21 protein-coding genes are annotated in these 19,638 nt (G+C 38.7%); 7 read left to right on the forward strand and 14 right to left on the reverse strand.

What is annotated here, in order from left to right; translation table 11 throughout:
* Nucleotides 1-11 precede the first annotated feature (11 nt).
* Together CLV81_RS19700 and CLV81_RS19705 are read left to right on the forward strand one after the other, a co-directional pair.
* The gene (locus CLV81_RS19700; protein ID WP_106147860.1) at nucleotides 12-686 is read left to right on the forward strand and encodes a uracil-DNA glycosylase family protein; all 675 of its coding nucleotides are present in this window, start codon (nucleotides 12-14) and stop codon (nucleotides 684-686) included.
* 125 nt (nucleotides 687-811) lie between these two features.
* Nucleotides 812-3,376 (forward strand): phosphoenolpyruvate carboxylase, encoded by a 2,565-nt coding sequence (locus CLV81_RS19705; RefSeq protein WP_106147861.1) that lies wholly within the window; start codon nucleotides 812-814, stop codon nucleotides 3,374-3,376.
* Nucleotides 3,377-3,539: 163 nt separating this feature from the next.
* Here the strand turns inward: CLV81_RS19705 and CLV81_RS19710 are convergent, their stop codons facing one another.
* From CLV81_RS19710 to CLV81_RS19720, 3 genes are read right to left on the reverse strand one after another with little or no spacing between them, the layout of a single operon-like run.
* Nucleotides 3,540-4,421: a hypothetical protein gene (locus tag CLV81_RS19710; protein WP_106147863.1), complete on the reverse strand. Its 882-nt coding sequence runs from the start codon at nucleotides 4,419-4,421 to the stop codon at nucleotides 3,540-3,542.
* Between the two features lie 12 nt (nucleotides 4,422-4,433).
* Nucleotides 4,434-4,793: a hypothetical protein gene (locus CLV81_RS19715; protein ID WP_106147865.1), complete on the reverse strand. Its 360-nt coding sequence runs from the start codon at nucleotides 4,791-4,793 to the stop codon at nucleotides 4,434-4,436.
* A 50-nt stretch (nucleotides 4,794-4,843) separates the two neighbouring features.
* Nucleotides 4,844-6,346, reverse strand: a complete 1,503-nt coding sequence (locus CLV81_RS19720; protein WP_106147867.1) for a M20/M25/M40 family metallo-hydrolase — start codon at nucleotides 6,344-6,346, stop codon at nucleotides 4,844-4,846.
* Between the two features lie 106 nt (nucleotides 6,347-6,452).
* Here CLV81_RS19720 and CLV81_RS19725 point away from each other — a divergent pair, with 106 nt between their 5' ends.
* Entirely contained in the window at nucleotides 6,453-7,727 is a 1,275-nt protein-coding gene (locus CLV81_RS19725) for a sensor histidine kinase (RefSeq protein WP_146129952.1), read from the forward strand.
* Here the strand turns inward: CLV81_RS19725 and trpA are convergent.
* The 11 genes from trpA to CLV81_RS19780 form a co-directional block, all read right to left on the reverse strand.
* Nucleotides 7,724-8,488 (reverse strand): tryptophan synthase subunit alpha, encoded by a 765-nt coding sequence (trpA, locus tag CLV81_RS19730; protein ID WP_106147871.1) that lies wholly within the window; start codon nucleotides 8,486-8,488, stop codon nucleotides 7,724-7,726. The genes CLV81_RS19725 and trpA overlap by 4 nt on opposite strands.
* Nucleotides 8,489-8,524: 36 nt before the next feature.
* Complete coding sequence (locus CLV81_RS20895) at nucleotides 8,525-8,956, reverse strand: GIY-YIG nuclease family protein (RefSeq protein ID WP_313790298.1); 432 nt, start codon at nucleotides 8,954-8,956, stop codon at nucleotides 8,525-8,527.
* Entirely contained in the window at nucleotides 8,841-10,022 is a 1,182-nt protein-coding gene (gene trpB, locus CLV81_RS19740; protein WP_106147872.1) for a tryptophan synthase subunit beta, read from the reverse strand. The genes CLV81_RS20895 and trpB overlap by 116 nt, the downstream gene beginning before the upstream one ends.
* Nucleotides 10,006-10,686, reverse strand: a complete 681-nt coding sequence (locus CLV81_RS19745; protein ID WP_106147874.1) for a phosphoribosylanthranilate isomerase — start codon at nucleotides 10,684-10,686, stop codon at nucleotides 10,006-10,008. Before CLV81_RS19745 ends, trpB begins: the two co-directional genes overlap by 17 nt.
* A gap of 84 nt (nucleotides 10,687-10,770) precedes the next feature.
* The gene (gene trpC, locus CLV81_RS19750) at nucleotides 10,771-11,562 is read right to left on the reverse strand and encodes an indole-3-glycerol phosphate synthase TrpC (protein WP_106147875.1); all 792 of its coding nucleotides are present in this window, start codon (nucleotides 11,560-11,562) and stop codon (nucleotides 10,771-10,773) included.
* A gap of 23 nt (nucleotides 11,563-11,585) precedes the next feature.
* A complete protein-coding gene (gene trpD / locus CLV81_RS19755; RefSeq protein WP_106147877.1) occupies nucleotides 11,586-12,581 on the reverse strand; it encodes an anthranilate phosphoribosyltransferase in 996 nt (331 codons plus the stop codon).
* Nucleotides 12,582-12,681: 100 nt separating this feature from the next.
* Entirely contained in the window at nucleotides 12,682-13,248 is a 567-nt protein-coding gene (locus CLV81_RS19760; RefSeq protein WP_106147879.1) for an anthranilate synthase component II, read from the reverse strand.
* A gap of 3 nt (nucleotides 13,249-13,251) precedes the next feature.
* Complete coding sequence (locus CLV81_RS19765) at nucleotides 13,252-14,649, reverse strand: anthranilate synthase component I family protein (protein ID WP_106147881.1); 1,398 nt, start codon at nucleotides 14,647-14,649, stop codon at nucleotides 13,252-13,254.
* A 247-nt stretch (nucleotides 14,650-14,896) separates the two neighbouring features.
* A complete protein-coding gene (locus CLV81_RS19770) occupies nucleotides 14,897-15,469 on the reverse strand; it encodes a YceI family protein (RefSeq protein WP_106147883.1) in 573 nt (190 codons plus the stop codon).
* Nucleotides 15,470-15,494: 25 nt separating this feature from the next.
* Nucleotides 15,495-16,127, reverse strand: a complete 633-nt coding sequence (locus tag CLV81_RS19775) for an NAD(P)H-dependent oxidoreductase (protein ID WP_106147885.1) — start codon at nucleotides 16,125-16,127, stop codon at nucleotides 15,495-15,497.
* A gap of 1 nt (nucleotide 16,128) precedes the next feature.
* Nucleotides 16,129-16,575, reverse strand: a complete 447-nt coding sequence (locus CLV81_RS19780; protein WP_106147887.1) for a MarR family winged helix-turn-helix transcriptional regulator — start codon at nucleotides 16,573-16,575, stop codon at nucleotides 16,129-16,131.
* A 131-nt stretch (nucleotides 16,576-16,706) separates the two neighbouring features.
* Here CLV81_RS19780 and CLV81_RS19785 point away from each other — a divergent pair, with 131 nt between their 5' ends.
* The 4 genes from CLV81_RS19785 to CLV81_RS19800 all read left to right on the forward strand — a co-directional run bounded on the left by CLV81_RS19785 (nucleotide 16,707) and on the right by CLV81_RS19800 (nucleotide 19,636).
* On the forward strand, nucleotides 16,707-17,267 hold the full coding sequence (locus tag CLV81_RS19785; RefSeq protein WP_170068344.1) for a TlpA disulfide reductase family protein: 561 nt from the start codon (nucleotides 16,707-16,709) through the stop codon (nucleotides 17,265-17,267).
* Nucleotides 17,268-17,273: 6 nt separating this feature from the next.
* Nucleotides 17,274-17,888, forward strand: coding sequence for a thioredoxin family protein (locus tag CLV81_RS19790; protein ID WP_106147890.1), 615 nt, complete (start codon nucleotides 17,274-17,276; stop codon nucleotides 17,886-17,888).
* Nucleotides 17,889-17,962: 74 nt separating this feature from the next.
* Nucleotides 17,963-18,274: a rhodanese-like domain-containing protein gene (locus tag CLV81_RS19795; protein WP_106147892.1), complete on the forward strand. Its 312-nt coding sequence runs from the start codon at nucleotides 17,963-17,965 to the stop codon at nucleotides 18,272-18,274.
* 75 nt (nucleotides 18,275-18,349) lie between these two features.
* A complete protein-coding gene (locus CLV81_RS19800; protein WP_106147893.1) occupies nucleotides 18,350-19,636 on the forward strand; it encodes a DUF2851 family protein in 1,287 nt (428 codons plus the stop codon).
* Nucleotides 19,637-19,638 lie beyond the last annotated feature (2 nt).

The raw sequence follows: 19,638 nt of genomic DNA on the forward strand, positions 1-19,638 counted from the left end.
TTGAAAACCTTTTGTTTTTTCATAAGCATCCGTACGAACCTTTTTTGTTTCCTGAAGCAGAAAAACTTATTGTAGGTACATTACCTCCGCCTAGATTTACCACAGGAGATTTAAAACCCGACGATGTTGATTTTTGCTATGGAAGTAGGAATGGTATGCTCTGGCCTATTTTGGATAGAATTTTTAATCTGGGATTAAAATATGAAACCACTCATGGGGCCACTTCACAACGAAAACAATTTTTGTTGGACCATAGAATAGCTGTTTGTGACATTGTGGATAGTGCTGAACGGGAAAAAGTGGATGCTTCGGACTTGGGAATGCAAAATGTGAAACTCCGAAATATTTTGGGATACCTCTATGAATATGAGAACATAAGTACTTTGCTATTTATGGGGGGCAATAGCAAAAATGGCCCTGAATATTTCTTCAGAAAACATATAAAAACCCATAATGTTCAGTTGGAAATAGTTTCTTCAGTGGTACCGAGAATCCATCAATTTAAATTACCTAGAAAAAACAGAATCGTTAAGACGGTTTCTTTTACCGCACCCTCTGGTGCTGCAAACAGGGCTGTGGGAAGTCTTCAAAAATACAAGGATAAAAAACAGGAGAATCCCCTATACACCACTTTCGATTTTAGGGTAGATCAATATCGCCCGTTCCTCTTGGATACGTTCAGATAGTAGTGGAATTACACTTTTCTCTGTTATTTTTTGAATCACTAGCTTAACAAATTGTTATTTGAGAAAACAAAATGGGGTAATCTGGCTTTTATCCCGATATTTAAAAATTCAAAGCTACGTATATCATGTCACAACATACCGATACACAACAGGTTCAACGATTGGAGGAATTCAAGAAATCCGTTGTAAATAAATTCACAATTTATAACAGTCTCTTTTTGAGTTTGCCCTATCGCAATATTGAAAATGTTGGCATTTTGATTCCCATACTTTTTGATCAATGTGTAAAAGGGTTGAACGCGGGTAAAAAACCTCAGGAAATACTGGATAACTTCTTTGACAACTTCACGGATATTGACTCCGAACGGCGGCGGCTGGACTTTATGTTCAATATCATCCAATACGTGGAGAGACAGGTAGTTTTATATGACAGTGTGGAAGATTCCGCATTTCCAAAGCTTCAAAAATATACCAGTTCACTATCCATTAAGGACTATTTTAAATTGGTGGACCAGGACAAAAATTGGGACAAGATATCCAAGAAGCTATCAACCTTTAGTGCACGAATTGTTTTAACTGCGCACCCTACGCAGTTTTATACCCCTGCCGTACTTGACATTATTTCCGATTTGGGCCAACTAATTCAGGAAAACAAGGTCAATGATATAGATATCACCTTGCAACAATTGGGTTTGACATCTTTGGTGAATGCAAAGAAGCCAACACCTTTGGATGAGGCAAAAAACATAATTCACATACTTCGTCACACGTACTACGATGCTGTGGGAGAGTTGTTTTCCTATGTGAAGCGCAATGTTCGAAATAAGGATTTTTCCAATTACGATATAATTAAGCTTGGCTTTTGGCCTGGTGGAGATCGTGATGGTAATCCATTTGTTACCGCGAAAATCACAAATCAAGTGGCGGATGAATTGCGTACAACCTTGATGAAATGTTACTATAACGAGTTAAAGTCTATTCGCAAGAAACTCACTTTTAAATCGTTGCAAAATGAATTGGGTACGCTTAGTGATTCGCTGTATCAAGCAATGTTTAATGTAGACTTTGTTATTGGTCATGAGGAGATTTTGGGAAAACTCAATGAAATCCGTGAAACCCTGCTAGAAGATTACCATGGTCTTTATTTGGTAGAATTGGATAACCTTATTTATAAAGTGCGAATTTTTAAATCGCATTTTGCCTCCCTGGATATTCGACAAGATCATAGTAAGCATTACTTGGTGGTGGAAACCATTCTAAAGGAAGAAGGTGCAATCAAAGAAAGTTTGGATGAGCTTTCCGAAAAGCAGTTGATTGATTGGCTGCTGAAGAAAAATCCAAAAATTGCTACTCAAAAATACCAAGAGGATATCGTCAAGGATACCATCGCAAATATCAAGCAATTGAAGTCCATCCAATCAAAAAATGGAGAAGAAGGTTGTAATCGATATATTATTAGTAATTCTGAAGACATTTTTTCCGTGCTTTTTGTTTTTGGATTGTTCCGTTGGTGTGGATGGGATGCCAAAGAAATTACATTTGATATCATTCCGCTCTTTGAGACCATGAAGGGTATGGAAGCTTCAGAAAGTGTGATGCAAACCCTTTTTGATACCAAAATGTATCGCGATCATCTGACAAAAAGAAAAGATACCCATACCATTATGTTGGGCTTCTCGGACGGGACGAAAGACGGGGGATATCTTAAAGCCAATTGGTCCATATTAAAAACGAAAGAAACCTTGAGCAAGGTTTGTAAGAAGAATGGTATTAAGGCCCTGTTTTTTGATGGTAGGGGAGGTCCACCCGCTCGTGGCGGGGGGAAAACCCATCGTTTTTATGCCGCACAGACCAAAGATGTGGCCAACCATGAAATCCAGTTGACTATTCAAGGACAAACTATTACCAGTACCTATGGTACCAAAGACCAGTTTATCCACAATGCGGAACAATTATTGACTGCAGGGTTGAGCAACAATCTTTTTGGTAAGGAAATAGGAATAAGTTCGGAACAGCGGAAATTGATTGAAGAGCTTTCGGAATTGAGTTTTGCCAAATATGAGGCTTTGAAACAACATGACAAGTTTATTTCCTATTTGGAGAACCGAAGTACGTTAAAATACTATTCCAATGCCAATATAGGGAGTCGCCCAGGGAAAAGAGGGAACAAAAAACAATTGACCTTATCCGATTTAAGAGCCATTTCCTTTGTAGGCTCCTGGAGCCAGTTGAAACAAAACGTACCGGGATACTTTGGTTTGGGAACTGCGATTCAAAAGTTTAAGGATGAGGGTCGTTTAAACGAAGTAAAAAAACTCTATAAGGAAGTTCCTTTTTTCCGTGCACTGATGCACAACAGTATGATGTCATTGGCAAAAACCAATTTCAATTTGACCAGCTATATGAAGGAGGATGCGGAATATGGTGAATTCTGGAACATTTTGTACTCAGAGTACGAGCTTTCCCAAAAGATGTTGCTTCAGATTTCCGGTTCCAAGATTTTGATGGAAGACGAGGCTATTTCACGGGAGTCTGTCAACATTCGTGAAAACATTGTATTACCGCTATTGGTCATTCAGCAAAATGCGCTATTTCATATTTCCCAAGATTCTGAATTTAAAGAGCTTTATGAAAAGATTGTGACGCGTTCACTCTACGGAAATATTAATGCAAGTCGGAATTCGGCGTAAGAGTTAGGAGAATTGAGTTTTGATAAAGTGATTTAGAGGTTTTAATTCTTTGTATATATAAGGTGTAAGGACTTGAAAGCAAAGTGCAGAAAGATATGATTTTAAAAAGAATTGTTGATAGTTTCTAGATAATACCAAAATATGTTCTGCCATAAAAATATGCCTATAAGTTGTACCGCAGGCCTATTGAAAAGTCAAGCCTAGCACTTCCGCTAGGTCTTTCATCGTCAGGTATTCTTACTAAGCTTGTCCCAGAATCACCAGTTATTTCAAGTTCTCTTATTCTTCCTGAAGTTGCCCCTGCTTGTATCCCTAAAGAAAGTCTTTCGGCTAGTAAAAAATCGTAACCAATATCAAAGGAAAAACCTAAATTGTTGCCCTTGACATTGACAGGAATAGCTAAAACTTGGTTATCTCTATAGGACAAATATCCAATTGAAGAATTAAGTATGAATGCGTTTTTTGATTTTTTTCCAGGAAACCTATAGGACAAAACTGCTCCAACGAACGATACGGTAATGTCATTTGCCAGTGTTCCAATGATATCTGAACCATCTGTATCTATAAAACCAACATTTTCTATGCTATTGGAGGTTTTGAAAATGTTGTATTTGATTCCAAGGCCAATGTTTTTACTTAAGTAATAGGTAATGTTGGCTTCCAAATGATAGCCCGACCTCAACTCTCTATAAAAATCTTCAAAACCTAGGTTGATTGTATTGCTATTCAATCTTCCGGGATCATAACTGTAACCTCCATTGAATGCAAACCTAAATCCGGCATATTCATTATAATCAGGAAGACTTTCTTTTGGTATTTGATTACTTTCATAAAAACTCTTTCGATAATCGATTATATCATCTACCGGAATTGAAGTACTTTGAAATTCATCCTTATTCTTAAATACAAAATAGATAATGTCTTTTTTTACCCTTAGAATTTTGCACTGGATAGAGTCATTTTGCTTTGTGACAATCAAATCTTGCGACGACGTAATTTGAACAGATAAAAAAAGGGCAACTACAAAAGCTATTTTTTTTCTCATATTTTGGTTTGATTATTTCTTGATTTTTAGGATGGTAGCATCTATTCTATGACATGTACTCCAAAAATCTGGTTTTTTATGTTTGGTTATTTTAATGGCATTTCCGCCAGCGGTTCTGGCTTCAAGCTTTGCCCTATCCAATGCGGTATTATAATTGCATTTTGTACTAAATCCAGTATCTCTTATTTCTACATGCCCTAAAATTTCAACATTGTCTGGCTGCTTATCGTTTAATTCCAGAACAGTGATTTTCTCATCATATTTTAAAGAGTTGTATTTGTTTTCTTGAATTAATGAGGTGGAAATCTTAGGACTACATGAACTTAGAAATAATAAAAGTATAACTAAGTTTAGTTGAGGGTGATTGCGCATTGGTCGTTTGGCAGGGTTGAAGTGGACGCTATAGGAGATAATTAAATTAGTTAATTATTTATTGTATTAAAAATACTATAAAACACCTGAATCCCATAGGCCAACTGACTAATCTTGAGGTTTTCGTTTGGACTATGTTGGTTATTGTCATGATTTACCATAGGAACTACAAAGGCCGGAATTTTCAATTCATTGATAAAAGGAGCAATGGGAACGGTTCCTCCCATAATTCGAATCTGCACCACCTCTTCACCAAAACTAGACTCTAAGGTTTTTTTCAAAAAATTCCCGTAGGAATTATTGAGGTCAGTTCTAAAAGCATCAGTTACAGTCCCTTCCTTTATGGTAATTATTTTGTCATGGGCCATTCGTTCTTCTTTGCTCGGAATTTTGTCCATCACATAAAAACCTTGTTTTTTGATGTGGTCTTTGACTAGTTTCTTTAAGCGATTTCCATCGGTTTCTGGTACTAATCTCAAATCCAATTCTGCCGTGGCACTTTCTGGCACTATTGTACGTGCTTTATTCCCAATCCATCCAGAACCTAACCCTCGAATATTCAAACTTGGATATTGTAGGGCTTCTTGGTAAAAACTACCTACTTTTTCAGCAGTTCTAAATTGTAGTTTTTCAGAAATTGCTTTAGCATCGTCTGGTACACTCTTTAAAATTGACTGCGTGTTTTCATCTATGGATATGCCATCATAATATCCCGGAATCAGAACTCTACCTTCACTATCTTTCATAGTTGCCAGCAACTGAGCCAATTGAAAACCAGGATTTGGGGCATAATTACCATAATGTCCACTATGTTGGGGTTTGTAAGGACCATGAGTAGTTAGGGTCAACGAAGTAATTCCTCTGCATCCAAAAATTAGCGTAGGTTTTCCTGATGGGTGCATAGGGCCATCATTAATTATTAGAAAGTCTGCTTCCAACAGTTCACGATACTGTTTTACCGCTCTTGGAAGTGGTTTGCTACCTCGTTCTTCTTCGCCATCCAAAATGACCTTGATATTAAAGGGTATTTCACTTTCATTCTTTTTTAAAAGGTCTATGGCATGGAGAAACATGATGATAGGACCTTTATCGTCCGCCGTGGCCCTACCGAACAAACGCCAATCATAATCGATATCGTTCTCCAACTCATCGAAGGAAATGGTTTCATAAGTATCCCCATTGGGTTTTTTTAAGACTACTTGGTAAGGGCTAGGCTGGTCCCATTTACTCGGGTCCACTGATTGCCCGTCAAAATGCATATAAATGAGAATAGTGGGTTTATCGTCACGTAAAGGAAGTGCTGCGAAAAATAAGGGATGGTTTTCGGTGTCCAGCTCTGTGGTATTAAAACCACGCTCACCGAATTGCTTTTTTAGCCAAAACAGATTGTCTTGAATATCACTCCCGTTAAGAGCATCACTGGGAATGGCCACGAAATCACGTAAATCCTGAATGGCAGAAGCCACACTGGACTTGATACTAATACTATCCAAATTCTGGCTAAAACCAGATGTAATGGTCAATAAAAAAAGAAATAGAATATTGCGTTTCATCTAAAAATCTGTCAAAAAAGTAAGAAAATACACCAAAATACGTTCAGGTATCAATATTGTGTCAATTTTGGAAACTACATTGAGTACGTTTTATAAAGATAAACAAGTGCTTGTTGCTATTAACCGCAACAGCATAATTTTTCATGTCCTCATTATTTTGGTGTTGGCTGGATTGGCCACTAATTTTTTTACGGAATATCAGTTAGGCGGACTGAATAAGTATGCGGCAAAGCATCTCGTCGTTTTTTCCATTGTCCTGATTTCTTCAGTCATTTGGAAACTGAAATGGATGACGACCAGCTTGTTGTTCATCATTATGGTGTACATCAATATCCTTTCATCCACAATTTATTTACCCTTTAGGTTAGAAGATGCCAATCTGAATTTTGAAGCTTATTTCTCTAGGGTCGAGATGATCGTGTTTGTAATGGGTCTTTTATTGGCCGTATTTGAAAAACCTTGGCACCAATTTGTTGTAGTTGGCTACAACACTGCATTCATCATAGCTTGCGCAATGCTCTATCCGGAATTGCCCTTGGGAAAGTATATCCTGGCTTTTATTATGATTTCTTCCGTGGGTGCCGTGAGCTTTTTTGTTTTTAACCGAGTTATTCGATTACAGAACGAACTTCAGGAACAACATCAGGTGGTCAGTGTTCAAAATGAGGAATTGATGGAACTTACCACGTTTCGTAAGGATATTATGAAAATAATTGCCCATGATTTGAGGACGCCCATCCATCAAATTTCAATGTTGACGACCATCACCCGCAATTCAAAATCCAAATCGGATAGAAACGAGTATCTGGGCTTGCTTCAACAATCCATAGATAAGACCTACGGTATGTTGGATAATCTTTTGAATTGGGCCATGCAAAATGATGAAACCCTCAAATCGTATATGGACATCAACCTTTATGAACTTGTTGAGGGCATAAAGAACCAGTATTCGCAGAATTTAAGTGAAAAGAATCTGAGTTTGGTGAATGCGGTTGACAAAGAATTCAATTTGTTTTATTCCAAAGAGGTTTTCCAAACTGTGATTCGAAATTTGCTTACAAATGCCATAAAGTTTTCACCCCAAAACCAACGTATCTTGATAGATAACATGGAAAATGAAAGCCATTTCAGCCTACGTGTGCATAACATGGCTGAACAAGTTGATGAAGAAAAACTTGGAAAAATAAATACGGGGCAAATAGTTACAAGTTCTCTAGGCACGAAAAAGGAGAAAGGGTCCGGTAAAGGGCTTTTCATCTGTAAGCGGATGCTAAAGAAAAACAATGGTGGACTTAAGCTTTCCAAAAGCCCGAAAGGAGTGACCGCCGAAATTCAGATTTTTAAGTCCATTCCCTTTGAAACAAACTTAGGGCTTGCTTAGTCGAGAATATTCTCTACGAAACTTTGAATATTCTCTGTTCCATTTTGGGTTAAATATTTAATGAATGCCGACCCAATAATGGCTCCTTTAGCCTTCTCCGTTGCCGCTTGAAACGTGTTTGAATTACTTATTCCAAAACCAACAATTTGCGGATTTTTGAGGTTTAATGAGGCAATTCGGTCAAAATAGGCCTTTTGTTCATCTCCAAAACCTGATTTTGCTCCAGTGGTACTGGCCGAACTGACCATGTAAATGAATCCATCAGAGACTTCATCGATTTCTCGAATACGTTCCTCGCTGGTTTGGGGAGTTATTAAAAAGACATTGATTAGCCCATATTTTTTATAAATAGCTTCATATTCTTCTTGAAAGACATCCAATGGAAGGTCGGGCATGATGATGCCATCAATACCAATTTCATGACATTTTTTGCAGAACGCTTCTACGCCATACTGAAGCATGGGATTAAAATAACCCATTACAATTAAGGGAATATTTACTGTTTTTCGAATGTCTCTTAATTGTTCAAAGAGTAGTTCGGTATGCATTCCATTATGAAGTGCAGCTGTAGAGCTTTCCTGAATAGTTGGTCCATCTGCGAGGGGGTCGCTGAAAGGGAGTCCAACCTCTATCATGTCTACACCAGCTTCCTCAAGTGATTCAATAATGGAAACTGTATCGTTTATTTCAGGGTATCCGGCTGTAAAATATATGGAAAGGAGCTTTTTGTCCTCGTTTAGTTTTTCTTGAATTCGGTTCATAACTATGCGTCAACCTGAACTTGTTTCAGGTTCTCATTAAATTATTAAAGTTGATAAAGAAGGATTCTGTTCTCTGATAAGATTTAGTTTCCACTCTCTGTGCCAATTTTTGAGCTGTTTTTCTCTTTCAATCGTTTGATTTATGTTTGAAAACTCCTCAAAAAATATTAAATCTTTCAAGTTATACCTTTTAATAAAAGCCGAACCAAAACCCTCAATATGCTCTGTTATTCTCTTTTTTAAGTCTGAAGTAACTCCGATATAAAAAGTAGTCCGGTACGTATTGGTCAATATGTAAACAAAGCTGCTTTTCATAGTAGGATGTGATGCTGAACCGAGTTCAGCATGACGATTACAGTTTAAAATAATCAATATATGTTTGTAAATCCTTGTCTCCTCTACCCGATAGATTGATGACCACAACATCCTCTTTTTCGAATTTTTTGTAATCAAAAATGGCAAAGGCATGACTGGTTTCTATAGCAGGTATAATGCCCTCCAATTGGGAAACCTCGAGTCCAGCTGTCATTGCTTCATCATCAGTTATCGAAATAAACTCGCCCCGCCCACTACGGAACAAATGGGCATGCATTGGACCGACACCAGGATAATCCAATCCCGCGGAAATCGAGTAGGGCTCAGTAATCTGTCCGTCCTGTGTTTGCATTAACAAGGTTTTACTTCCATGGATAATACCTACTTTACCCAAAGCTGAGGTAGCCGCGCTCTCACCGGTATCTATTCCTTTTCCGGCAGCTTCAACGGCGATAATGCCCACTTTAGGTTCATCCAAATAATGAAAATAAGCTCCAGCAGCATTACTTCCGCCACCCACACAGGCCACTACGTAATCTGGGTTTTCTCTACCCTCTTTTTCCTTTAATTGCCACTTGATTTCTTCAGATATTACAGATTGAAATCGCGCCACCATATCTGGATAGGGATGTGGTCCAACTACAGAACCGATAATGTAATGGGTGTCAACAGGATTGTTTATCCAATCCCGAATGGCTTCATTGGTTGCATCCTTCAAGGTTCTACTACCGGATTTAGCTGCTCTTACTTCGGCCCCCAGCATTTTCATCCTAGCAACATTGGGAGCCTGGCGTGCGATATCAATTTCACCCATATACACCACACATTCAATTCCCATTAGCGCACAGACAGTAGCGGTTGCCACACCATGTTGACCTGCGCCGGTTTCTGCAATGATTCGATTCTTACCTAATTTTTTGGCCATCAGAATTTGCCCAATAGTGTTGTTCACCTTGTGTGCCCCTGTATGACATAAATCTTCCCGTTTGAGATAAATTTTTGTTTGATACTTTTCGGAAAGTCGCTCGGCAAAGTAGAGCGGGGTCGGCCTACCCACATAGTCTTTGAGCAATTGATGAAATTCCTCCGTAAAAGAAGGCTCTGCCATTATTTTTAAATAGTTTTGGCGAAGTTCTTCACAATTGGGATAGAGCATTTCAGGGATAAATGCCCCACCAAATTCGCCATAATATCCTTTTTCATTAGCGTGATAACTCATGGTGCAATATTTTTTTGAATTCTTCTAGTTTTTCTATGTTTTTAAGCCCGGGTTCTGTTTCAAATCTACTATTGACGTCAATGGCATGACAGTATTTAGCCGAATCGGTTTGTAAAAACAATTGGATATCTTCTGCGTTTTCCAATCCAATACCGCCACTCAAAAAATAAGGTTTGGTTGAGGGATAATTTTCAAGGATTTTCCAGTTGAAGGTGTATCCGTTTCCGCCAGGCAACTTTCCTTTGGTATCAAATAAGAAGTAGTCACATACCTCTTCATACGATTCGAGTATCGAAAAATCAAACTCGTCTTTGATGGAAAAAACCTTTATGATTATTAAGCCGTCACCCTGAACTTGTTTCAGGGTCTCCTTCGGATGGGATTCCGAAACATGTTCGGAATGACGTAACTGTTCACAATACTCTGGACTCTCATTTCCGTGTAACTGAACCCCATCCAATTGATAGTTCTCAATTTTTTCCAATACTTCATGAATTGGCGCATCCACAAAAACCCCTACTTTTTTTATCCCTTTGGGAAGGGAAGGGATTTCTCCCTCAAAAGAACGGGCGGACGGTTCCCAGAAAATAAAGCCCAAATAATCAGGTTGCAGTTCTGCAACTTCACTTATATTATATTTTTGACCACAAACTTTTAGTTTCATTTTCTTTCTGTCATTCCGAAATGAGCGAAGCGATTGAGGAATCTCAAGAAATATTGAGATGTCTCACATCCGTTCGACATGACATTACATATTTTTTTTCAAACTTTCAATAAACGCTTTGGCACTCCGGCCAGGATTCTCCGTCTTCATAAAATTCTCCCCAATCAAAAACCCCCTATATCCAAACTTCCTCAATTCCGTGATGGCTTCAATGGAACTAATTCCACTTTCTGAAACTTTGACAAAGTCATCCGGAATCAGTTGGGATAGATTTTTGCTGGTATTCAAACTGACCTCAAAGGTTTTTAAGTTTCTATTGTTTACCCCTAGCATATCCAAACTAGGCATAATTGACTTTTCCAATTCTTGTTGGTTATGAACCTCCAACAAAACATCCATACCCAAACTTTTGGCCAGTTCCGATAAGGTTTTGATTTCTTCTCTGGTCAACACGGCTGCAATCAGAAGGATGACATCAGCTCCGTAGGCTTTGGCCTCCAAGACCTGGTATTCGTCTATCATGAACTCCTTGCGGAGCAAGGGCATGGATACAGAAGCTCGGGCCAAGAGTAAATCTTCCAATGAACCTCCAAAGTACTTGATATCCGTTAGCACACTCATGCCACAAACCCCTGCCTTTTCATATCCTTTAGCCACAACTCCAACATTTGTGTTTTGATTTATGGTTTGTTTGGATGGGGAACGGCGTTTGTGTTCTGCTATAATTCCTGTATTCGAATTACGCAACGACTCAGCCAATGAAACACAGTTTCTTTCAAAAAGCACTGAAGCTTCCAATTGACTTGTCGGAATTAACCCCTTTTTGAGGGATACTTCTTTGCGTTTATCGGCTACTATTTTATCTAGAATGTTCATCTTCTTTTTTCCGATTCCTTTTGCTACTGAATACTTAATTCTTGAACTTTTTTCAGTGTTTTTAGTCCTTTGCCTCCCAAGAGTGATTCCTTTGCTTTTTCAAAACCCTCTTTTGGGCTAATTCCCTCCACCGTGGCTATAGCCACTCCAGCGTTGGCACAAACTACATTGTTTTGGGCTTCGGTTCCTTTACCTTGAAGAATATCCATAAAGATTTGGGCTGAATCTGATACGTCGTCTCCACCAACAATGGCTTTTGCATCTACCTTGGAGATTCCAAAATCAGAAGGAGAAAGCATACCCTCTGAACCATTTGAAATGGTTTTGGTAGCCCCGGTTAAACTAATTTCATCGTACCCATCCAAAGCATGCAGAACGGTAAAGTTTTTATCTGTGTTTTGATACAGGTAGCCATACATTCGGGCCAACTCCAAATTGAAAACCCCTACCATTTGATTTTTAGGAAAAGCAGGGTTTACCATGGGCCCCAACATATTGAAGAACGTCTTTACTGCCAATTCCCGTCGAATGGGCGCCACATTTTTCATGGCAGGATGAAACAAAGGTGCATGAAGGACACATATTCCAGCTTCTTCAATTGATTTCTTCAAAAAGTCTGCTTCGTTGCTGAATTTGATACCCAAAAATTCCATGACATTGCTGCTGCCACATTTGGAGGAAACACCATAGTTCCCATGTTTGGTCACTTTAATTCCGGCACCAGCGGTAACGAATGAGGCCAATGTGGAGATATTGAATGTATCCTTGCCATCTCCTCCGGTTCCACATAAGTCTATGGGATTGTAATCACTTAAATCCACTGCCAAACAAAGCTCCAACAACGCGTCGCGAAAGCCTTCCAATTCTTCAATGGTAATGCTCCGCATCATATAAACCGTTAAAAAAGCAGCTATTTGGCTTGTGTTGTAGTCTCCTTTGGCAATATTGACCAAGATTTGCTTGGCGTCTTCCTTGGAGAGTATTTCGTGATTGATAAGTCTATTTAGTGTTTCTTTCATTTTAATTTTTTTTCATTCCGCATTTGATGCGGAATCTATTTGTTTGGATTCCTGCCTCCTTCCACTACGCTTAGGATGACAGCAGGACTAACATCTAAAGTTAGTTATCAAGCCAATTTTTTAGCATCTGTTTTCCCTGTGGTGTCAATACCGATTCTGGGTGAAACTGCACTGCTGTTACATCCAAGGTTTTGTGTCTTAATGACATTACTTGACCGTTTTCATCAAAAGAAGTGGCTTCCAATTCTTCTGGTAAGTCTGGGTGAACCACCCAAGAATGATATCTACCTACTTCAATTTTTTTAGGCATATCCCTATAGATAACATCCTCCTCCACAACTTGAATGGTAGTGGCAATTCCATGATATACCTGGTCCAAGTTCACTAAGCTTCCTCCAAAAACTTCCCCAATGGCCTGTTGACCCAAGCATACCCCAAAAATACGTTTGGTAGGGGCATAGGTTTCAATTATAGATTTTAAGAGTCCAGCTTCATCTGGAATTCCCGGCCCGGGAGAAAGAACAATCTCTTCAAAAGGTTCCACTTCTTCCAGTGTTAATTGGTCATTCCGTCTGACCGTTACCTCACAATCCAAATCCTCAAGATAGTGTACCAAATTGTAGGTGAAACTATCGTAGTTATCTATCATCAATATCTTTCTTCCCATGGCTTAGATAGTTTCCGCTATTTTAAGTGCGTTTGTGAGAGCGCCCAGTTTATTGAAGGTTTCTTGCAATTCGGTCTCCGGGTCTGAGGCTGCAACCAATCCGGCCCCTGCCTGATAGTGCAGCTTGTGGTTCTTGCTTAAAAAAGTCCGAATCATAATGGCATGATTGAAATTCCCGCTAAAATCCATGAAACCTATGGCACCTCCGTAATATGACCTTCCTGTTTTCTCGTATTTTTCAATAAGCTGCATGGCCATATGTTTGGGTGCTCCGCTTAGAGTTCCAGCTGGGAAAGTGTCCGCTACCACTTTCATTGTTGGAATATCCTCTTTTTTTATTCCCGTCACTTTTGACACCAAATGAATCACATGGGAAAAGTACTGTACCTCACGATAGGTCTCAACATTGACCGTGTTTCCATTTCGGCTTAAGTCGTTGCGCGCCAAGTCCACCAACATTACATGTTCACTATTTTCCTTTTCGTCTTGTGCTAGTTGTTTGGCAAGTTCGGCATCCTGCTCATCACTACCTGTCCTTTTGTAAGTGCCCGCAATGGGGTGAATTTCTGCTTTTCCTTCTTTCACAATTAACTGTGCTTCCGGTGAACTGCCAAAAATCTTGAAATCCCCATAGTCAAAATAGAAAAGATAGGGTGACGGATTTATGGAGCGCAAAGCACGATACACATTGAACTCATCACCTTTAAAGGTTTGGCTAAAACGTCTGGAAAGCACCAGTTGGAAAACATCTCCGCGCTGACAATGCTTTTTGGCCAAAGTTACATGCTCTTTGTATTCTTCGTCCTTCAAGTTAGAATCTGGGCCACCCTCCAAAGAAAAATTATAGGAAGCAAAGTTTCTTACGTTAAGCAATTGTTCTATCTCTGCTACATTGCTTTCACAATCATAGCAGTGAGCAAAAAGATAGGCTTCGTTTTTAAAGTGGTTTATGGCGATTACGTTTTTGTAAACCGCATAATAGATATCTGGAATTTGGATAGAATTTGGTTTGGTGGAGATTTCCACATCTTCAAAATAGCGAACCGCATCATAGGCCATATACCCAAAGAGACCATTGTTTATGAACTTGAACCCATTGTTCTCAACGGAAAATTTCTGGGCAAACTCGTGAATGGTTTGAGTAACATCGGTTGTTTCGGTTATTGGCATGGTTTCCATTGTCCCATCAGGCAGCGTCTTTGTTACACTTTCATTTTCAATTTTGATTGAGGCAATGGGATTGCAACATATATATGAAAAGCTATTATCGTTGGCATGGTAATCACTACTTTCCAAAAGGATGCTATTGGGAAATTTGTCCCGTATTTTTAGATAGACACTAACAGGTGTTATGGTGTCCGCGAGAATCTTTCTGTAATGTGTTTTTAATTTATAGGCCATTTTAAAAGAGCTAAAATTTTAAACTAAAAAAGGCTTGTCGTGATGACAAGCCTCGTATATGGTTATAATGGGGACTAGCTCACGATATCTGTCGTAAGTTTTTCCACCACCAAGTATTTACATTGTTTAATTTCATTGCTTCAAATATAGAAAGGAAAATGAATTTTCACCAATTTTGTCGCATAAAATTAGAAATCCCGTCGGATACGCTGTCCAACGGGATTTCCAAACACTAAACTTAGGTCAATTACATCTGAAGGTCGACAACCAAGTCAAACTCGTCGTAGATAAGCTTGTCTTTTGCCGTACCAATAATTCCTGACCCGTATTTTACGTCGAAATTAGTTCTGTCAACTTTCAAAGTAGCTGTTGCTTTTGTTCCATAAACAGAAAGATCAAAAGAAATAGGCTTTGTAATTCCTTTAATAGTCAAGTCTCCAGTTACACTGTATGCGTTCTTTCCAGTTTGCTTCACACCAGTGAAAACCAAAGAAGATGTTGGATTTGAAGCCGTTGAAAAGAAATCGTCAGAATTCAAGTGACCGTCCAATTTGTTTTTATAGTCACCTGTCAAATCTGTAGTGTTGATTGTGGACATGTCGACTACGAATTCACCTCCTACTAAAGTTTCGCCTTCAAATTCCAAAGAACCAGATTTAAGGGCAATGGTGCCCACGTGGGAACCACCAACCTTGTAGGCCTTCCAGGTTACTGTGCTTTCTTCAACCTTTACGGCCTTTTTTTCTCCATCAATTGGATTCGCCAATACGGCTCCGCCAAAAACTAGGGTCAATGCTAATGATAAAATGCTTGTTTTCATGTTTAAAATTTAAGAGTGTACTAATTTATATGTGAGTAAATAATTCTTTGTTGCTTTTGCGAACTTTGGGATAGTTTTGAGTATCGTCCTCTTCAGAACGATAGCCAACGGTAAGGACTACAACACTAGTAAGCCCTTTATCCTTTAAGCCCAGTATTTCATCATACTTAGCCGGTTCAAAACCTTCCATAGGACAAGTGTCAATCTTTAGCTCAGCCGCGGCCAACATCGCGCTCTGCGCTGCTATATAAGCTTGTCTTGATGTCCATGTAGTTTTTATATTGTTGGGTAAATCCAGAAGTTTTGATTTCATAAAATCTCCATATCCTTTCAGGTTTTCTGGATTTACACCTCTTGTGTCTACTACGTTTTGGAGATAATCATCAATCAATTCACTGCCAAATTCAGATTTGGCCGCAAATACCAATAGATGGGAGGCATCCACTATTTGTGATTGGTTCCAAGAAGCCGGTTGTAATTCTTTTCTGAGAGCCTCATCCGTAATTACAAGAATATGATAAGGCTGTAACCCATAAGAAGAGGGGCTTAGTTGAATGGCTTTCAAAATAGTGTCCAAATCCTGGCTGGATATTTTTTTGTCGGCATCAAACTTTTTAGTGGCATAGCGCCAGTTGAGGTTTTCTAAGGTGGTGCTCATTTTAAAATTTGTCTAATAGGGTGTTTAAAGTTTCAAGTTCATTTTGGGATAAATTGGAAACCGCATCTTTTTCGGCCTTGCTGACCGCCTTATCCATTTTGGCAAGCGCTTCCTTGCCGAGGTCAGTGATAATAATTTCCACCTTGCGTCTATTGGTGGCGCAAACAGCTCTATTAACATATCCCTTACCTAAAAGTTTATCCACAAGACGTGTGGTGTTGCTCATCTTGGTCACCATACGTTCATTGAGGGTGGAAAGATTAGCAGGTCTCCCTTTTTGTCCTCTTAATATTCGCAACACATTGAATTGTTGTAGGGAGACCTCAAAAGGTTTGAGAGCGTTGTTGATTATCTCATTCACCTGGTTGTGTACCAAGGTCAAGTGAATAAGAGTACGGCTCTCCAATGGAATTTTTTTTGTGGTCTTTATGATTTCCTCTACATTCATGTATTTACAATATTTGTATATACAAATGTAAATTGATTTATCTAGTAGAAAAATATTTGTGACTATAAAGTTTTGTTAAAAAAAAGAAAGAGGGGTAAAGCAATGGTTAATTTTAATCGTCTGAATATTAAATGATGAGATATTTACTATTGATATTCTTTTCTGTGATGTTGACTTTGGTTGGATGTGGAGAAAAGTCTAAGCAAAATAGCGATACTAGTCAAGAAATAGTGGCTAAAACTATTGTTTCTAATAGTGAGGAAAATAGCAAAGTCAAATTCCCTGTGTACAACTTTGATTCTTTTGAGCCAATGCTTCATTTGGAAGATGACACCACTTATATAGTAAACTTTTGGGCAACATGGTGCAAGCCTTGCATAGAGGAGCTTCCGTATTTTGAAAAGGTCAATACCGAGTTTAAGGATAACAATGTAAAAGTTGTTCTAGTGAGCTTGGATATGCCCAGTATGTGGAAATCCCGTCTTGAACCTTTTGTGGAAAAGAAAGGACTGCAATCAGAAGTGGTAATACTGGACGATCCAAAACAGAACACATGGATTCCCAAAGTTTCAGAAGAATGGGGAGGGGGTATTCCTGCCACTCTTATTTATAATAAGGATAAACGCCTATTTTATGAAAAAGGCTTTACCTATGAGGAACTCACAAACGAATTAAATCAATTCATAAATTAAATAGAAATGAAAACCTTTAAAATCTTGGGCGCATTGATACTTCTGATTTCAATGGCCTCCTTTGTTGGAAATACTTTTGCCGAAAAGGGCTATGCTATTGGCGATACTGCTGCTGATTTTTCATTGAAGAATATTGACGGAAAAATGGTTTCACTTTCAGATTACTCTGATGCTAAAGGATTTTTGGTGATTTTCACCTGCAATACCTGTCCTTATGCCGTGGCATATGAAGATCGTATTATTGAACTGGATGCGAAATACAAATCCAAAGGGGTTCCCGTAATTGCGATTAATCCGAACAATCCATCGGCCAAACCGGGCGACAGTTTTGAAAAGATGAAAGCCAGGGCCAAAGAAAAGGGATTTACTTTTCCTTATCTATTGGATGAAGGCCAGAAAGTGTATCCTCAATACGGGGCAACCAGAACGCCTCATGTCTATTTGCTTGAAAAGACTGCCGATGGGAACGTGGTAAAATATATTGGTGCTATAGATGATAACTACCAAGATGCTTCAAAGGTAGACGAAACCTATGTGGAAGATGCAGTGGATGCCATGTTGGCTGGGAAAGAGATCAAGGTAACCTCGACCAAGGCCATTGGATGCACCATAAAAGTATAATCCATAGAATTAAGAGATTCAAATCCGGGGTTATGCTCCGGATTTTTATTTTTGCTAAACTTAAATTGATAAAAATGTCAGACCTATCACAAGAAGAGTGGGAAACCCAATTGGAAAATGATGATAACTCCTTTATTTTGGACGTACGTACTCCAGAAGAAGTAGAGGAGGGGTATATTCCCGGTGCAACCAATATCGATATCTATTTGGGGCAAGAGTTTTTGAACGAACTGGAAAAGCTTGACAAGACCAAGAACTATTACGTGTACTGTAGATCCGGAAACCGAAGCGGCCAAGCATGTGCCATTATGAATAGCATCGGTATTGAGAATGCCTACAACCTTGAAGGCGGATTTATGAATTGGGAAGGAGAAGTTGCGGAATAATACTTAAGTTTATGACTGCGTATTAACCTACACCTCAAAAAATACGCAGTCAGTTTAAAACTTAAGTCCCAAATCATGCGAGAAGACCTACTCCATTATATATGGCAGTATAAAAAGATTCCCTTATCCAAACTGTTCACTGAGCAAAAAGAAGAATTACAAATAATCAATTTTGGATTTCCCAATTCTGGTGAGGGTCCAGATTTTTTGAATGCACGAATTCTGATTGACGACCAACAATGGGCCGGAAACATTGAAATGCACCTTAAGTCTTCCGACTGGTATGCCCATCATCATGAAATTGATAAAAACTACGACAATGTAATCCTTCATGTGGTATGGGAGGACGATATCGCTGTTTTCAGAAAAGATGGGTCCCAGATTGCTACTTTGGTATTGCAACACCTCATTCCAGAGGAACTTCTGGTTTCATATCAGGCATTGATGGATACTTCCAAGATTAAGTTCATCAATTGTGAGAGAAGTATTGCCGACATGGCTCCAGTAATGTGGAAAAGTTGGGAAGAGCGGCTCTACTTTGAACGCTTGGAGCAAAAATCAAAACACATTGGAGCACTATTACAAAAGTCCAATAACAATTGGGAGGCTGTTTTATTCTCATTGCTTTGCAAAAGTTTTGGAACAAAAATCAACGGTTCATTCTTTTTGAATCGTGCTTTAAAACTGGATTTTTCAATTGTACGGAAGACCAGCACAGACCTTCTTCAATTGGAAAGTCTTCTTTTTGGTCATTTTGGGCTTTTGGAGGTTGAAGATTGCACGGATAGGTATTACCTAGAATTAAAAAAGGAGTATGGTTATCTAACCCAGAAGTTTGAATTGGAAATTCCAGAAGAAAAACCAGCTTTCTATGGCATGCGACCAACAAGTTTTCCTACCCTTCGTATTTCTCAACTTGCAAATCTATATTATAAAAACTGCGGTTTTTTTCAACGATTGATGGCAATTGATAGCTTGGAAGACTATTATCATGTTTTTCAAGTGTTGGCTAGTTCATATTGGGAAAATCACTTCACATTTGGAAAGTCAAGCAAAAAAAGCAAGCGGCAAATATCCAAAGCCTTTATAGACTTACTGCTCATTAATACCGTAATTCCATTGAAATTCAGTTATGCTCAAAGAATTGGAAAGCAATGGAATGAAGAGTTGGTAGATTTGATTTCAAAGATTAAAAGTGAATCAAACACAATAGTTGAAGGTTTTAATGACCTTAAAGTTCAATCGGAAAATGCGTTGGAGAGTCAGGCCAAAATACAATTGTATACCGCATATTGCTCTCAAAAAAAGTGTTTGCATTGTGCCGTTGGAGTGAATTTATTGAACAGAAATGTATACTTTTAGCC

The organism is Flagellimonas meridianipacifica, from assembly GCF_003001695.1.
Lineage (GTDB): Bacteria > Bacteroidota > Bacteroidia > Flavobacteriales > Flavobacteriaceae > Flagellimonas > Flagellimonas meridianipacifica.